Below are 15907 nucleotides of genomic sequence, written 5' to 3' on the forward strand. Positions count from 1 at the left end.
TCAGGGACGGCGTGCCACGCCCCCGATGAAGCGTGCGTGAGTGGGGTCAGGAAGGTGGTCGGCGGGGTTCGGACGCCACTCGGTCACCCAGACGATGCCCGGAGGCAGGACGTCCAGGCCGCGGAAGAACTCCGCGACCTCCCCAGGATCGCGGGAATGGATCGCCAGGGTCGAGCGGCGGTAGACGCGTTGCGCCGCCTCGTTGACCTCGGGTTTCAGGCCTCCCTTGTAGCCGTGGGAGATCACCGCATGGCTTCCCGGAGCCAGCACGTCGATGAGGTGCCTCACGTGCTCATAAGGCTGGTCGCCGTCGCCGACGAAATGCAGGACGCCCACCAGCAGCAGTCCGAGCGGCTCGCTGAAATCGATCAGCTCGCGCAGTCGGGCATCGGCGAGGATCTCCTCCGGGCAGCGGAGGTCTCCGTGCAGCACCGCCACGCGCGGGTTGGTCTCCAGAAGGGCACGTCCGTGAGCGAGGACGACCGGGTCGTTGTCCACGTACACGACCCGCGCCTCGGCGGCCTCCCCTTGTGCGATCTCGTGCACGTTCCCCTGCGTGGGCAGGCCGGCGCCGATATCGAGGAACTGACTGATCCCGGCCTCGCGGACCAGGAACCGCACCGCGCGAGTCAAGAAGCCACGGTTCGCGCGGGCTGCGGCGGAAGACTCGGGGATGCTTCTCAGGATCTCTTCTGCCGCTGCGCGGTCGGCGGCGTAGTTGTCCTTCCCGCCTAGGAAGTAGTCGTAGATCCGGGCCGACGAAGGCGTCTTGGTGTCGACCACATTGCCTGGAAGCCTCTCGGACTCCGGAAGTTCCCACGGCTTCGGACGGGTCAGTGCCGGATCGTTGCGACAGATCTGGTCTCTCAGTTGCTGCAGCCATGGGCCGGGCTGGAGACCATCTCCCCAGGCGGCTACTGCCGCTTCATACTCTTGAAGGGCCTCATCGGCGCGCCCCGCGCGATACAGTGCCAGCATCAGAAGCCCGCGAAGGTGCTCATTGAGCGGGTCTTCGGCCAGCCAGCGCCGCAATCGCGCAATCATCTGCCGATGGTGCCCTCTCGCCAGGTGCACTTCCGCGAGTTCTTCACGAGCTGACCGCAGCTCGGACATCAACGTTCTTCGAACCACCTTGAAGGACGTCGACTCCGGGAGGTCGCCCGGCGGCTCGTCGCCCCCCAGATCGATCGCCCGCTGGTAGGCGACGATGGCCTCGGCCGGCGCGGAGTCGCGGGTTGCCCGGCCGTGCTCGACGAGTCTGCGGAACTCGGTGAGGTCGAGCCGGTCGTCGGCGTCCAGACGGAGGCGGTATCCGTTCAGCTCGGTCAGGAGCCGTCCTGGGGGTAAGTCCTGGCGGGCCATGTAGACGATCTGTTTGAGGGAGCCAACGAGGTTGGCGCCGTCCTCGTCCCACATGTGGAGGATGAGTGTTGTCGCCGTGACGGCCTGTCCCTCCTCCAGCGCGAGAAGGCTGAGCAGTTGGCGCACTTGAGGGCGTGACAGTTGGAGCATGTCGCCGTCGTCGGTACGAGCTTCGAATCGGCGACCGAGGATTCGAAAGTCCATTATTTCTCCGCTGCCGCGCCCGGCGCTGAGCGCCTCATCGGTTCCGCCCCAGACCGGCCGCCATGAACACCTCTGCCTGCTCACGGAGAGGCGTCGCGTCCGGTGTCCAGTTCTCAACGGCCACGAGCCCAGGGACGATCAGCTCCCAATCTCCGAAGAACGCCCTGATCTCCGGCAGATCTCGTGGGTAGATCTGGGTCGTGCTCGCCGAGTTGTACTCCCGCAGCCCGGCGTCGATGTAGGAGTTGTTCCGCGAGGCGTGCGACAGTGCCAGGTACGAGCCTGGGGCAACAGCATCACGGAGCGTCTGGACGAGGCCGAGTGGTTCGGCGGCGTCCGGGATGAAGTGCACGATCGCGACCAGCAGGATGCCGATCGGTTCGCTGAAGTCGAGCAGGCGTCGGACGTCCGGGTCGTCCAGGATCGCGGCCGGGTCGTTCAGGTCCCCTTGCACCATCGCGGTCTGCTCCCCGGCGGCGAGCAGGGCACGACCGTGGGCGATCACGACCGGGTCGTGGTCGATGTACGCGACGCGGGCGTCCGGATGCTCGGCTTGGGCGACGGTGTGGGTGTTGTTCATCGTCGGCAGCCCGCATCCGATGTCGAGGAACTGGCGGACGCCGCTGCGGCTCATGTGCCGGACCGCGTCGATCAAGAACCTGCGGTTCTGCCGCATGCTCTCGCCGACGCCCGGCATGGCCTCCAACACCGCCTCGGCGTGCGCCCGGTCGACCTCGTAGTAGTTCTTACCGCCGAGCACGTAGTCGTACATCCGCGCGATATTCGGCGATTTGATGTGTTCCTCGGGCAGTGCGGGCATCGTCGTGAGCTCCTCATGCCTTGTCGTGAGGGTTGCTGTCCACGTCGGGCTCGGGCGGTCGTGCCGCACGTCGGCGCCCAGGCAATGAACGGTCGGCGCCCAAGCCAGCGAAGGATCGTTGCATGCGATCTGGCCGGCGAGTCGGCGGAGGGCAGGTCCAAGGAGACTCTGGTCGCCCATCAGCTCGACGGCCTCTCCATGGACCTGAAGCGCTTCGGCCTTGTGGTCAGCGCGGTAGAGCGTGAGCATGAGCATGCCGCGCAACTGCTCGTCGTAACCGTCCTCAGCCAACCACAAACGCAGCTTGGGGATAAGCCGATGGTGCTCCCCCAGCTCTAGTAGAGCCTCGGCGAGGAGTACTCGGGTTTGACGGCGGCGCTCCAGCAGCCCCTGTTCGAGAGTCTCCATGGCGGACGTCATCGGGAGGTCGCCCAAAGGCAGGCTGCCCCAAAGGGCCAAGGCCCGTTCGAGGCTGACGACGATCCCGCGCAGGTCGTGGCGGCGCTTCCGTCCAGCTTGTTCAGTCAGTTGTTCGAAGTCGCGAAGGTCCAGGTAGTCGTCCTTCGCGAGGTGGAGCCTGTAGCCGCCGGCCTCGGTAGACAGACACCGGTTCGGCATGACCTTGCGGGCGGTCAGGACGGCCTGATGTAACGCCTTGGTCGGATTCCTGACCTCCTCCGGCTCCCACATCAGCTCCGCCAACCTGTCCGTCTTCACCAGTCCATCCGGGTGCAGGGCCAGGACGGAGAGGAGCTGCCGAGTCTGCCTCCGCGAGACCGCGATGGCCTCGCCTGCGTCCGTGCGGATGTCGAGCGAGTTGCCAAGGATTCGGTACTCCACCGCCGTCCTCCATCCTTACTGACATCCACTGATGCAATAGGACAACCAATCAGTCAGCGCGAGGAACAGGCAGCTGAACTAGTGGCCAGGTCCGGTCAACGCATTGGGCGTCGTTGTCAGCGGTCCTTCGCGCCGGGAGACGTGACCAGTTGATGACCGCCTATCTCTACCATCGGACGCACCTCTGACGTCGATACCAGTCCAGCTCATCTAGAGCACCGAGGAGCAAGGTGACCGCACATGTCACGCGCACCGACGCTGCTCGCCGCCTGAGCGCTCGCCCGGCAGGCCTCCGGGGAGGCGAAGCAACCAGCGAATGGTCGCTGAACAGGCTTGTTAGGTCACCGTTGGGTCGTTGTGGTCGCCTGGATTGTCGGTCGTGGCCTCCACCGCGGTCGCATCCACGCACGGCACAGCGTCCCGCTCACGAGCACGAGAACCAGGAGGGCGGAGTGGCGATACAGCAGCGATTGCTCTGCACTTTGGCGCTGACCGCGTGCGGACTCGCTCTTTCTGCTACCGCTTGCTCAAAGCCTTCTAGGTCGGCGGTGTCGAGTAGTCCAGTGCCGGTGACGTCCTTTTCAACGGCAGGGAGTTCTTCGCCTGAAGCGGCAGTCCTGGATGCCTACCAGAAGATGTGGAGCACCTATGCCAAGGCGACTGGATCCGCGAACTATCTGAGTCCCGATCTTTCTCGGTATGCCACCGCCGGGGCTCGCGATCTGCTTGTTCGGGCGCTCTACAACTACAAGAAGGAAGGGGTGGTCACCCGAGGGGCACCGGTGAACCATCCCACGGTCGCGCGGCTGGCGACCACTGAGAAGCCTCCGCAGGCGACGGTTCGCGACTGCATGGACAGTTCCCAGTGGCGCCGCTACGACCGCAACGGGAAGCTGATCGACACCACCCCGCCCCGTCCGCGGCTCGTCCGCGCGGAGTTGGCGTCCTACGACGGCTCCTGGAAGACCACCCTCCTCGTAGTGAACAAGGGGGGCACATGTTGAAGCAGTCCATGACGCTCCTCGCCGGTGGCGTGATGAGCGGGCTCGTTCTGACCACTGCGGCATCAGCGGACCCTCCGCCTCCTGACGGACCAGGAGACGACGTTCAATGCCGGAACGGAGGAACTCCCGGTTGCGACGTGTCCGTAGGCAATCACCCTTCTCCTGCGGGCGACCCGCGTAATCCCGGCGGAGGCGAGGGCGGCTCCGGTCCAACCGGGGGCGGCACTGGCGGGGGTGGTGGGTGTCCGGATCCGGCGTCTATCGCGGGGAACGGGGCGTGTAATCAGCAAGTCGGGACTGGGGGCGGGGGCGGCGGGGTGGCTGCTCCCCCGGCGCCGGGGGTGTTGGCGCAGGTGGCGCGGGGGCGGTTTGTGTTGCCGAGTCCGGTGATCCGGTCGTCGCCGCGGCAGGACCTGCTGCAGTTGGTGCACTTGCCGACGTGGCTGTGGATCGATCGGTCGGTGTGGCATCCCTACACGGCGACGGCTTCGGTGCCGGGCGAAAGTGTGACCGCGACCGCGACGCCGGCGCAGGTGGCGTGGGTGACCGGGGACGGCGGGTCGGTGACGTGCCACGGTCCCGGCACCCCCTACGGCCAAAGCGGGAATCCGCAAGCGGCCTCGCCGGACTGCGGGCACACCTTCCAGGTGTCCTCGGCGGGGCAGCCGGGTGAGGCCTACCGGGTGACCGCGACGATCACCTGGGCGATCACGTGGGCGGGCGGTGGGCAGGCCGGGACGCTGCCGCCGTTGACCACTTCGGCGGCTGCCGGGTTCCGGGTCGCTGAAGCGCAAGGACTCGACATCCCACCGGGAGCGTGAGAGCGATGGCCACCTCGTCCACCACATCGTCATCGCTGACACGCGGCCTGGATGGCCGCGGCAGCGATACGGCGGTGAAGGCGCGGTCGCGGCGCAATGGGTCGCTGGTGCTGTTGGGGTTGTTGCTGGTGGTGGGGTGCGGGTTGGCGTTTGCGGTGGTGGTGGCCGATGCCGGGCATCGGCGGCCGGTGGTGATGGTGGTGCGGGCCCTGCCGGCCGGGGCGGTGCTGCGCGCGGGTGATGTTGTGGTGGTGCAGGCGAATGTTCCGGCGGGGGTGCGGGTGGTGCCGGGGTCGCAGCTTGCGGCGGTGGTGGGTCGGCCGGTGGCGGTGCCGCTGGTGGCGCGGAGCTTGCTGTCGCCCGAGGCGGTGGCCGGGTCGGTGTTTCCGCCGGTCGGGCAGAGCGTGTTGGGGGTGGCGTTGAAGGCGGGGCGGTTCCCGCCGGATCTGGTGGCGGGGGCGCGGGTGCGGGCGTTTCGGGTCCCGGCCGGCGACCAGCCGGGGGCCAAACCGGCTGATACCGCCGCGTTGCCGGTCACGACGGGGACGGTGGTGCGGGTGGAGCCGCAGCGCGACGGCGACGGGGCGGTGGTGGAGCTGCAGGTTCCGGCCGATGACATCCCGCAGGTGGCGGCGGTGGCGGCGACCGGCGCGGTGAGTTTGGTGTTGGTGGCGGGCGGCTGAGCGGGCGAGGTGGGATGGGCGTGGCGGTGTTGACGATCGGGTCGGTCAAGGGCTCGCCGGGCGTGACGACGTTGCTGACGGCGTTGGCGGCCACCTGGCCGACGCGGCCGGTGGTGCTGGTCGAGGCCGATCCAGCGGGCGGTGATCTGGCCGCGCAGTGGGAGTTGGGCACCGAACCGGGCCTGGTGGGTTTGGCGGCGGCGGCACGTCGGGCGCCGCGCCCGGATCTGTTCTGGTCGCACGGGCAGCGGGTCGGCGAGGTCACGGTGGTGCCGGCGCCGGTGGGTGCGGGGCAGGCGAGCGCGGCGGTGGCGGCGCTGGCCGCCTCCGGGCTGATCGCGGCGCTGGCCGGTGATCCGCGACCGGTGGTGCTGGTGGATGTCGGGCGGGTGACGCCGGAGTCGGCGGCACTGGGTTTGGTGGCGCAGTCGACGGCGATGCTGGTGATGGCGCGGGCGCAGATGCCGGGGCTGGCGCACCTGAGCAAGCAGTTCACCGCGGTCACCCGGACAGCGCGGCAGGCGGGGGTGGTGCTGGTGGGCGCCGGGGCGTTCCCGGTGCGGGAGGTCGAGGCGGCGCTGCACGTTCCGGTGATCGCGCAGCTGCCCGAGGATCGGCGCGGCGCCGCAGTGCTGGCCTCCGGGCCGTCGGTGCTGCGGCGGGCTGGGCGGGTGCGGCTGGCCGCGCCGCGCGGACACTGGCCGAACGCGTGGCGATCTCCGACGGTTTCCTCGACCCCGACGAGCCGAGCCCCGCATCCACCGGCCGCGCGCATGAGGCGGGCCCAACCGGCGATGAGGCAACGGCGCACCCGCCGGCAGGGGCGGGCGGTGAGGTGGCGGCGGCGCGGGAGGCGGCCAGCCCGCCCAAGGCGTGGCTGGCGTCGCGGCCGATGGCGCCGCAGCGCGCCGCCGTGGTGAGGCGGGTGGGCTGATGGCGGTGGTGAACGGGACCGAGGCGGCGCTGGTGGACTGGGTCCGCTCGCAGGTCGCTGCCAGACTGGCCGCCGCCGGCAGCACGGGCGCCGATGCGCGGGGGCAGATGGAGCTGTGCCAGCGGTCGATCACCGAGGTGCTGGACGGGTATGCCGCGCACGCGTTGCGCAGCGGGCAGGCGCCGCTGGATGAGGCCAGCGAGCAGCGGGTCGCCACGGCGGTGTTCAACAGCCTGTTCGCGCTCGGCGGGTTCCAGCCGCTGCTGGAGGACGAGGCGATCGAGAACATCAACGCCAACGGCTGTGACAACGTGTGGGTCCGCTACGCCGACGGCACCCGCGCGCAGGTCCCACCGGTGGCGCGATCCGACGCCGACCTGGTCGAGTTGTTGCGCACCATCGCTGCCCGCACCGGCATCGAGGAACGCCGCTTCGACCGCGGGGTGCCGCGGTTGTCGGTGCAGTTGCCCGACGGGTCGCGGTTGTTTGCGGTGATGGCGGTGTCGGCGCGTCCGGCGGTGGCGATCCGCCGGCACCGCTACCTGACGGTCACGCTGCGGGACCTGCAGTTGCAGGGCAGCCTGGACCGGCGCCTGGCGGCGTTTTTGGCCGCGCTGGTCAGATCCCGCAAGAACGTGCTGATCTGCGGCGGGACCTCCATCGGCAAGACGACGCTGTTGCGCGCGCTGGCCGCCGAGATCGGCCCGGCCGAGCGGCTGGTCACCATCGAGGACGCCTACGAGCTGGCGCTGGACCGCGACATCGACGCCCACCCCGATGTGGTCGCGTTGCAGGCCCGCGAGGCCAACGTGGAGGGCGAGGGCGAGATCGGCATGGCCGAGCTGGTGCGGTGGGCGCTGCGGATGTCCCCCGACCGGGTCATCGTCGGGGAAGCGCGCGGCGCCGAGGTCGTGCCGATGCTGAACGCGATGTCGCAGGGCAACGACGGGTCGATGGCCACCGTGCACGCCTCCAGCTCCCGCGGCGCGTTCGCGCGGCTGGCCACCTACGCCGCCCAGGCCGCCGAACGCCTGCCGATCGAGGCGACCGCGATGCTGGTCGGCGGCGCGGTGCATTTCGTGGTGCACCTGGACACCGCCCCCGATGGCGCGCGGGTGGTGTCGTCGGTGCTGGAGGTCACCGGCGCCGACGGCCGGCACGTCACCGCCAACGAGGTGTTCCGCCCCGGCCCCGGCCGCCGCGCCGTGCCGGGCGTGCCGGTCCGCGCCGAGACCCTGCAGGAGCTGGAGGCGGTCGAGCTGGACACCCGCGGCTGGTGGACGCCGTGACCGCGCTGGCCGCGCTGCTGGGTGTCGGCGCCGGGCTCGGCCTGCTGGCCATCTGGGGCGGGCTGCGACGGCGCCCGCGGACGCTGCGCCTGCGACCTGGGCGCGGGCTGCTGCCGCGCCGCTCCCCGCTGCGCCTGGTCGCGGTGGTCGGCGCCGGGGTGGTGGCGGCGGCGTTCACGCGCTGGCCGGTCGCGGCGCTGCTGGCGGCCGCGGCCGGCTGGTGGCTGCCCGAGCTGCTGGGTCCCGACCGCGCGTATGCAGCTGCCGTCGCGCGGATCGAGGCGATCGCGTCCTGGACCGAGTCGCTGCGCGACACCCTGGCCTCGGCCGCCGGGCTGGAACAGACCATCATCGCCACCGCACAGGTCGCGCCCGTGCCGATCGCCGTCCCGGTCGCCGAGCTGGCCGCCTGCCTGGAGGGCGGGGCGCGGCTGCCCGACGCCCTGGCCGACTTCGCCGACACTCTCGGCGATGCCACCGCCGACCTGGTGGTGACCGCGCTGACCCTGGCGGTGCGGGCCGAGACCGGCGAGCTCGGGCCGCTGTTGGGGCGGCTGGCGGTCGCCACCCGCGACCAGGCGCAGATGCGGCTGCGGATAGCGGCCGGACGCGCCCGCACCCGCTCCTCGGTGCGGATCATCATCGGCGCCACCCTCGCGATGACGGCCGGGCTGCTGGTGTGGAGCCGCAGCTTCCTGGCCCCCTACACCACCCCGCTGGGACAGATCGCGCTGCTGGCCATCGGCGCCTGCTTCGCCACCGCCTTCGCCTGGCTGCACCGCATGAGCCACATGCCCGCCCCGCCGCGGCTGCTCACCCCGAGGGCACGCACATGACGACCGCGCTGCTGCTCGGGCTGGGCTGCGGTCTCGGCCTGCTGGCGCTCTGGCGCGGGCTACGCCCACCCCGTACGGCACTGGCGGCCCAACTCGCCCGCCTCACCCCAACCGCGCCGCCCCTTCCCGCACCCCCACCCGCCGACGCCGACGGGAGCTGGACGGCGCGGCTGGGGCGACCGCTGGCGCCAGTCCTGGCGGAGCTGGGCCTGCCGACCCGCTCGATGCGCGCCGACCTGGCGGTGCTGGGGCGGGCGCCCGAGCGGCTGCTGGCCGAAAAGGCCGCGACGCCGCTGATCGGGGCGCTGCTGCCGCCCGCACTGTGGTTCCTGCTGACCGCCGGCGGCCTGGCGGTGGCCTGGACGATGCCGCTGTGGGCCTCACTGGCCCTGGCCGCCGCCGGGTTCATCGTCCCGGACCTGGCGCTGCGCAACCAGGCCAACCAGCGCCGGGCCGCCTTCCGGCAAGCGCTGGCGGCCTTCCTGGACCTGGTGGTGATCGGCCTGGCCGGCGGCGCAGGAGTAGAAGCGGCCCTCACCCACGCCGCCACCGCCGGCACCGGCTGGTCGTTCGAGCAGCTCCGCCGCGCCCTGGACACCGCGCAACTCACCCGCCGACCGCCCTGGACCAGCCTGGCCGACCTCGGCCGCCGCCTGCAGATCCCCGAACTGGTCGAGCTGGCCGCCACCGTCACCCTCGCCGGCACCGAAGGCGCCAAGATCCGCACCTCGCTCACCGCCAAAGCCGCCGCCGTCCGCGCCCACCAACTCGCCGACGCCGAAGCCGACGCGCAAGCCGCCACCGAACGCCTGTCCCTACCGCTGGTGCTGCTGTTCGGCGGATTCCTGCTGCTGCTGGGCTACCCCGCCGTCGTCCACGTCCTGACCGCCTTCTAGGAGAAAGGTGCCTCGCATGCCCGAATGGACGATCCTGACCGCCGCGGCCCACCTGCTGCGCGAACGCTGGAGAAGGCTGCGCACCGGCCCGCGCGACGGCGGCTACACCACCGAGACCGTCGTGGTCACCGCGCTGCTGGTCGCCCTGGCCATCGCCGCGGTCGCCCTCATCGCCGGCAAGGTCCGCGCCAAGGCCGGCGGACTGGACCTGGGATGAACCGCCCTCCCCGACCCCGGTTCCGCGCGCGTGCCCGCCGACCTGGCCGGCGATGCGGCCCGGGATGCGGTCCAAGGCGCGGTGAACGCGGGTCGGTGGCCGCCGAAACAGCGGTGGCGATGCCGCTGCTCCTGCTGCTGATCCTGTTGGCGGTGCAGTTCGGGATCTGGGCCCACACCGTGCACGTCGCCCAGGCCACCGCGGCCGAGGCCCTATCGGCCGCGCGCCTGGACGGCGCGACCGCCGCCGACGGCCAGGCCCGCGCCCAGGCCGTCCGCCAGCAGCTCGGCCCGCACACTCTGGCCGACGCCCACATCCAGATCACCCGCGGCCCCGACACCGTCACCGTCCAGGTCACCGGCACCGCACCGCGCGTGGTGCCGCTGCCGTTCCTGCACCTGCCGGTCCGCGCGCACGCCGCCGGACCGGTCGAACGCTTCCGCCCCAACACCGTCCCCACCACCCCCTGACCTGCAAGGAGCGCCTCCGATGCTCCCCCGCCGACGCGCCGTCCCGGACCTGCGCGACCGGGGCTCGGTGGCGGCCGAACTCACCCTGCTCACCCCGCTGCTGATCTGCCTCGTGCTGCTGATCGTCGCCGCCGGACGGCTGGTGTCGGCCCAGCAGAAGGTCACCGACGCCGCCCACCAGGCCGCCCGCGCCGCCTCCACCCAACCCACCCCCGCCAACGCCGAGCACGCCGCCACCAGCGAGGCCCGCGCCGCCCTCGACCGCGAAGCCGTGAGCTGCCGGCAACTCGCCATCGCCACCCACACCGGACAGTTCCACCCCGGCGGGCAGGTCACCGTGACGGTCACCTGCCAGGTCAGCCTCGCGCAACTGACCCTGCTCCAACTCCCCGGCTCCCGGCAGGTCAGCGGAACCTTCACCGCCCCCATCGACCAGTGGCGGAGCCAACCATGACCGCACCTCACCACCACGACCGCAACAGCGACCGCGACGCCGGACGCATCTCGGCGTTCGTGGTGGTGATGAGCGCGGCGCTGGTCCTGGTGGCGGGGCTGGTGCTGGACGGCGGACTGGTGCTGGCCGCCCGCGCCCGGGCCCTGGGCCAAGCCCAAGAGGCCGCCCGCGCCGGCGCCCAGGCCATCGACCTGGCCGCCTACCGGCAGCGCGGCCAGGTCGTGCTGGATCCGGGACGCGCCGAGGCCGCCGCCCGCGCCTACCTCACCGGCGCGGGCGCGACCGGCACCGTCACCGCCACCGGACAGCACGTCACCGTCACCATCACCCGCGTCCAACACCTGCAGATCCTGCCGCTGGTCGGCCTGACCTCCATCACCGTGCACGCCACCGGCACCGCACGGCCCGCCCACGGCATCACCCGGGAACTTCGGTGAACGCCCTGGGACGCCTCGCCCGCGCTGCCGCCGCCCTCCTCACGGCGCTGGCGGCGCTGGCAGCCCCTCCGGCCGCGCTCGCCGCGTTCGTCGGCTGGCCGCTGCCGCACAAGATGCCGACCGCGGCCGCCGCGCGGTCCGCGCTGACCGCACCGCTGAGCGACCGGTTCCTCCTCAACACCGTCGCCTGCCTGGCTTGGGGCCTGTGGGCGCTGTTCGCGCTGGCGCTGCTCACCGAACTGCTCGCGCTGCTGCGCGGCCGGACAGCGCCCCGCCTACCGGGCTTGGGCCCCCTGCAAGCCCTGGCCGCCACCTTGCTGGGCGCCTCCGCGGTCGCGCTCCTTCCCGCTGCGTCCCGGCCCCTTCCCGCGCCCCCGACGGTCGCGGTCGCCGCCGACGGCTACCGCGCCCTGACCGCCCATGCATCCACCGCACCCGCCACACCGTCCCCACGACCCGGCACGGCAGCGCCGGTCCCGGCGCCCGGGTGCCAGACCCACCGGGTGCGGCACGGCGACACCCTGTGGAGCATCGCCGACCATCACCTGGACGATGGCGAACGCTGGCGCGACATCTTCCATCTCAACCACGGACGCCCCCAACCCGACGGCCGCGCCCTCACCGACCCCGACCTGATCCGGCCCGGCTGGGTCCTGCTGCTGCCCACCCCCGCCACGGTCCCAGACCAGCCTGCGCCGCCTCCTCCAGCAAAACCGCCGCCGTCTCCCCCACCGGCAACGTCACCACGTCCGTCGGGCCCACCCGCATCGAGTCCGGCCACCCCGCCCGTCACGCCGCCCTCGTCGGCTCCGAGCCACCCCGACACCCAGGCGCCGCCGCACCCGCCCCACCACAGCAGCACCGACCAGGCCTCCCCCGATCTGCCCGGCGCCTCCGAACCGTCCGAGACAACTCGGCCGCCCGACGCCACCGCACCGCCTGCCGACGAGTCCTCGCCCGCACGGCGCTCGCCGGTCGCGATCTTCCTGCCGTCCGGCACCCTGATCGGGATCGGGCTGGTCACCGCGCTCGCCCTCGCGATCGCCCTCATGCGGCTGCACCGCCGCCGGCACCGCCGCCCCGCGCCGCGCCCCGGCACCCAATCGCCCGAGCCTGACCTCCCGCCCCCGCTGCGCCGCGTCCGCCACACCTACCTGCGGCACGCTGACCCCACCGCCGACCAACCGAACGCCGACGAACCGGACAGCGCCCCAGACGTGCGCGTAGCCCCCCGCTTCCGCGCCCTACCGGCAAGCGACACACCACCCGGAGAGTCCGAGTCCGAACCCCGCCCCGAAGCGATCAACATTGCCGCCGACGGTGACCGCGAACTCCCCGTCCTGCTAGGTGCCGCCGACGGCGTCGGCCTGGTCGGCGACGGCGCCGCGGCCACCGCCCGCGCGCTCATCGTCAGCCTGCTGGCCGACCGCACCCACCACCAGCCCCAGCTCGTGCTGCCGCGCCCCGACGCCGACCACCTGTTCGGCCCCGGCCTCGACACCCTCGATGTCCCCGGCCTCACCATCACCGACCACGCTGCAGCCGCGCTCGACCACCTCGAAGCCGAACTCCTCCACCGCACCCGCCTCCTGGACACCGCCGAATCCGACAACACCCCGCCCCTGGCCGCCTACCGGCACGACCACCCCGACGAGCCGCTCGGCACCGTCCTGCTGGTCACCACCACACCTGACCCCGGCCAGGCCGAACGCGCCGCCTCGATCCTGGCCGCCGGCCGCCCCCTGGCCATCACCGCCGTCTTGCTCGGCCGCTGGCCCCACGGCGGCACCTGCACCATCGACCCCACCGGCCCGGTCATCGCCGCCGACGGCCCCGCCGTCCACCACCTCATCGGCGCCCACGCCTACCAACTCACCACCACCGACGCCCGCGACATGCTCACCACCCTCGCCGCCGCCCACGGCCACCCCGAACCACACGCCCACCCCACCGAAGTAGCACCCGACCAGCCCGCACCGGCCGCAGACCACCCCGACCCCACACCCAACGGACACACCCCCCACCAGCCGCCAGAACCCTCACCCCCGGCACCGGTCCAACTGTCACTGCTCGGCCCGCTCACCCTCACCGCAGGCGGCCACCCCGTCACCAAAGGCCTGCGCCGCAAAAGCCTGGAACTGCTCACCTACCTCGCACTGCATCCCGACGGCGCCACCACCGACACCCTCACCGACGCCCTCTGGCCCGACGCGCCGGCCGACAACGCCGCCAAAAGCCTCTACACCGTCACCGCCAACCTCCGCACCACCCTGCGCACCGCCACCAGCCGCCCCGAAGCCCGCTTCCTCGAACGCGACGGCAACCGCTACATCCTGGACTTCACCCTCATCGACACCGACTACCGCCGCTTCCGCGCCGCCCTGCACACCGCCCACACCACCGCCGACCCCCGCGACCAACGCGCCGCCTACCACCGCGCCATCACCGAAATCCGCGGCACCACCGACACCTGGCCCGCCGCCGAATGGCTCGAGCGCTGGCGCGAAACCCTGCGCCGCGACATCACCGACACCCTCGCCCGCCTCGCCGACCTCCACCGGCCCGACGACCCCGAACACGCCCTCACCCTGCTCCAGCAAGCCCTCCGCCACGACCCCTACGCCGAAGAGCTCTACCGCCGCACCATGCAACTGCAAGCCGACCTCGGCCATCCCGACGCCGCCCTCCACACCTACCGCACCCTCGAAACCCACCTCCTGGACCTCGACACCGAACCCGACAACACCACCCACACCCTCCTCAACACCATCCGCACCGCCCCCCTCGGCCCCCACGTCCGCAGATCAACCCGCATCCCCCATCGGCCAAACGGACACTCCACCTGACCCGGACCGCACTTCCACGCAGCCTGGATCTCGCAACAGAAGCGGCAAGGGCCGGGGCTCCGGCATCTCCGCCCGACAGTGCCGGGCCGGCCGCCGCCCCGTGGCCAACCACACCCCGCGGCGGTGGCTCGCTGAAGGGTCTCGCAACGAACCCCGCTCTCCCAGTCCCTAGGAACCGTCGCCCCGGGTGCTCCATCCACCTCCAGGCGCATCCAGCACCCCCAAAGGGCAAAGGTCCTGGCGACCCAGATTCCACATGTCGCGGTCTCGGTTCCGTGACGTTGAAGTCCTTCTACGACACGTTCGGCCAGAAGAAAGTTCCATGGCATCGCAGCAGTTCGGGGCGATCCGTTCAGATCCTCCTGACCCGCGAATCGCCAGCGCATGCTTCGTCAACGCAGGCGGCATGTGGCCATCACTCATGCCCGATCAGGCAGGTCCTCTTGCTCCTGTTCGATCCCGGACCGACACTGGCCTCAAGGTCGACCGCTGCCATCGTCGGCAAGTGCAGATCGACCCCAGCGCATCGTCGCTGCGGAAGCCACTCCGGGGCACCGAAGCGCTTCATGGGCCCAGCAATGAAGCGGGTCAACCAGCCATCCCCGCAGGCGGGATGACGCCCTGGACTGTGGACCAGGGGGTAACGGACACGCCGAGTTGTCCTGCACCGAAAGGGAAACGGGCAAGTGGCAGCCTCGTTCGACCGGTGAGGCCGACGCTGGCCAGCGGAATCGCGGCCAGCCTTATCTACCTCACCTCAGTAAGCCCAACATGGGCACTCATCCTCGTCACAGTCGTGGCCATCACTCTCATGTGGGGCATCGCGCTCCCGGCAGTGTGGTCGTCCGACGGTGAGCGGCGCGAAGCCGCGCGAGCGACACTCCGACTCGTGCTCACCTGGACGCTTCAGATGATGGAAGCGATCTTGGGCAAACGAAGCTCGCGCGGCTGACACTCCCTCCGATGACCACGCAGCGCGCTCCCCCAAGCTCAGTCCAGGTAGCGCTCGACCGCGTCCATGAACCCATCGACCGGTCACCACCGCCCGCCGCGTTGTTCGATACGCAGGGCGCCCGGGTAGTGGCGCGCTGCTCGGTCTCCCATCCGCATGCGAATGCGCTCGGCAACAGCGTCGAGCAGGAGCTCACGAACGTCGCGGTCGAGCCTTGGGTACGGCGATGTCCTCCTGGCAGCGGACAACGACGTAGCCGAGCAGCGCCATCCAACCTCCGGGACGGAGCACCTCGTGCGCTCGCCGCCAGCCGATCGATGGATCCACCCAGTGCCACACCGACGCGGCCACCAGGACTTCGAAGCGCACACGGCGGTCGTCCCACTCCTCGAACCTTGAGGTCTCGACGGTGACATTGCCGAAGGGGCGAGCCGCCAGCGAGCGAGTGCGGCCATCTCCGCGCCCGGCTGGATCCCGGTCACCGAACATCCGAGCGCTGCGCGGAGTGCTTCAGGATCGACGCACGTGCATCGCAGGCCCCCGATCCGTCCTAGAAGTTTGATCATGGTCATGTTGGGCGGGTGTTGGGTCGCTATGGCGTCATTGAGGCGGAGGCCGGTCGCGGTCTCATCCGGCCGTTGGGCAACGGCCGGACGCACCGACTGCGGCTGCTCCCCGAGCCGGGGGCCTTCCGCGCTCCGCCACTCCCAGGGAGGCCCCCGGCCCGCGTCCAGCCCCTGACAGCCACGAACCCCTTCGACCGGCCTGTGGGCCCCACCCTGGGCCAGCAGCCGCGCGATCGCTAATCCGGAGTCAGCGGCCGCTCGTGCGGCCCTCGGCCT

14 protein-coding genes are annotated in these 15907 nt (G+C 71.4%); 12 read left to right on the forward strand and 2 right to left on the reverse strand.

The window, feature by feature from the left end; translation table 11 throughout:
• Both FHU30_RS20905 and FHU30_RS20910 read right to left on the reverse strand, forming a co-directional pair.
• Positions 1 to 1566 carry an SAM-dependent methyltransferase gene (locus FHU30_RS20905; RefSeq protein WP_253878128.1) on the reverse strand — a complete coding sequence of 522 codons (1566 nt, stop codon included), beginning with the start codon at positions 1564 to 1566 and terminating at the stop codon, positions 1 to 3.
• Positions 1567 to 1600: 34 nt separating this feature from the next.
• Complete coding sequence (locus tag FHU30_RS20910; protein ID WP_253878129.1) at positions 1601 to 3226, reverse strand: SAM-dependent methyltransferase; 1626 nt, start codon at positions 3224 to 3226, stop codon at positions 1601 to 1603.
• A 563-nt stretch (positions 3227 to 3789) separates the two neighbouring features.
• Between FHU30_RS20910 and FHU30_RS20915 the strand changes: the two genes are divergently transcribed.
• The 12 genes from FHU30_RS20915 (at position 3790) to FHU30_RS20970 (ending at position 14113) form a co-directional block, all read left to right on the forward strand.
• Positions 3790 to 4230 (forward strand): hypothetical protein, encoded by a 441-nt coding sequence (locus FHU30_RS20915; RefSeq protein WP_253878131.1) that lies wholly within the window; start codon positions 3790 to 3792, stop codon positions 4228 to 4230.
• 353 nt (positions 4231 to 4583) lie between these two features.
• Positions 4584 to 5051: a hypothetical protein gene (locus tag FHU30_RS20920; protein ID WP_253878869.1), complete on the forward strand. Its 468-nt coding sequence runs from the start codon at positions 4584 to 4586 to the stop codon at positions 5049 to 5051.
• Between the two features lie 5 nt (positions 5052 to 5056).
• Entirely contained in the window at positions 5057 to 5734 is a 678-nt protein-coding gene (locus FHU30_RS46190; RefSeq protein WP_301323464.1) for a hypothetical protein, read from the forward strand.
• 20 nt (positions 5735 to 5754) lie between these two features.
• Positions 5755 to 6654, forward strand: a complete 900-nt coding sequence (locus FHU30_RS20930; RefSeq protein ID WP_253878906.1) for a hypothetical protein — start codon at positions 5755 to 5757, stop codon at positions 6652 to 6654.
• A 13-nt stretch (positions 6655 to 6667) separates the two neighbouring features.
• The gene (locus FHU30_RS20935) at positions 6668 to 7957 is read left to right on the forward strand and encodes a TadA family conjugal transfer-associated ATPase (protein ID WP_253878133.1); all 1290 of its coding nucleotides are present in this window, start codon (positions 6668 to 6670) and stop codon (positions 7955 to 7957) included.
• Complete coding sequence (locus tag FHU30_RS20940) at positions 7945 to 8793, forward strand: type II secretion system F family protein (protein WP_253878135.1); 849 nt, start codon at positions 7945 to 7947, stop codon at positions 8791 to 8793. The genes FHU30_RS20935 and FHU30_RS20940 overlap by 13 nt, the downstream gene beginning before the upstream one ends.
• The gene (locus FHU30_RS20945; protein ID WP_253878136.1) at positions 8790 to 9689 is read left to right on the forward strand and encodes a type II secretion system F family protein; all 900 of its coding nucleotides are present in this window, start codon (positions 8790 to 8792) and stop codon (positions 9687 to 9689) included. The genes FHU30_RS20940 and FHU30_RS20945 overlap by 4 nt, the downstream gene beginning before the upstream one ends.
• 16 nt (positions 9690 to 9705) lie before the next feature.
• Entirely contained in the window at positions 9706 to 9906 is a 201-nt protein-coding gene (locus FHU30_RS20950) for a hypothetical protein (RefSeq protein ID WP_253878137.1), read from the forward strand.
• Between the two features lie 95 nt (positions 9907 to 10001).
• A complete protein-coding gene (locus FHU30_RS20955; protein WP_253878138.1) occupies positions 10002 to 10376 on the forward strand; it encodes a TadE/TadG family type IV pilus assembly protein in 375 nt (124 codons plus the stop codon).
• A gap of 19 nt (positions 10377 to 10395) precedes the next feature.
• A complete protein-coding gene (locus tag FHU30_RS20960) occupies positions 10396 to 10830 on the forward strand; it encodes a TadE/TadG family type IV pilus assembly protein (RefSeq protein ID WP_253878139.1) in 435 nt (144 codons plus the stop codon).
• Positions 10827 to 11267, forward strand: a complete 441-nt coding sequence (locus FHU30_RS20965) for a hypothetical protein (protein WP_253878140.1) — start codon at positions 10827 to 10829, stop codon at positions 11265 to 11267. Before FHU30_RS20960 ends, FHU30_RS20965 begins: the two co-directional genes overlap by 4 nt.
• Positions 11264 to 14113: a BTAD domain-containing putative transcriptional regulator gene (locus FHU30_RS20970; RefSeq protein ID WP_253878141.1), complete on the forward strand. Its 2850-nt coding sequence runs from the start codon at positions 11264 to 11266 to the stop codon at positions 14111 to 14113. Before FHU30_RS20965 ends, FHU30_RS20970 begins: the two co-directional genes overlap by 4 nt.
• Positions 14114 to 15907: the final 1794 nt, after the last annotated feature.

The sequence above is a fragment of the Actinomadura rupiterrae genome (assembly GCF_024172125.1).
In the GTDB taxonomy this organism is placed as follows: Bacteria; Actinomycetota; Actinomycetes; order Streptosporangiales; family Streptosporangiaceae; genus Spirillospora; species Spirillospora rupiterrae.

Excerpts from the sequence above, each read along its gene's own strand:
- FHU30_RS20905 (WP_253878128.1), bottom strand. The coding sequence starts at position 1,566 with ATGGACTTTCGAATCCTCGGTCGCCGATTCGAAGCTCGTACCGACGAC.
- FHU30_RS46190 (WP_301323464.1), top strand. The coding sequence starts at position 5,057 with ATGGCCACCTCGTCCACCACATCGTCATCGCTGACACGCGGCCTGGAT.
- FHU30_RS20935 (WP_253878133.1), top strand. The coding sequence starts at position 6,668 with ATGGCGGTGGTGAACGGGACCGAGGCGGCGCTGGTGGACTGGGTCCGC.
- FHU30_RS20945 (WP_253878136.1), top strand. The coding sequence starts at position 8,790 with ATGACGACCGCGCTGCTGCTCGGGCTGGGCTGCGGTCTCGGCCTGCTG.
- FHU30_RS20950 (WP_253878137.1), top strand. The coding sequence starts at position 9,706 with ATGCCCGAATGGACGATCCTGACCGCCGCGGCCCACCTGCTGCGCGAA.
- FHU30_RS20960 (WP_253878139.1), top strand. The coding sequence starts at position 10,396 with ATGCTCCCCCGCCGACGCGCCGTCCCGGACCTGCGCGACCGGGGCTCG.
- FHU30_RS20965 (WP_253878140.1), top strand. The coding sequence starts at position 10,827 with ATGACCGCACCTCACCACCACGACCGCAACAGCGACCGCGACGCCGGA.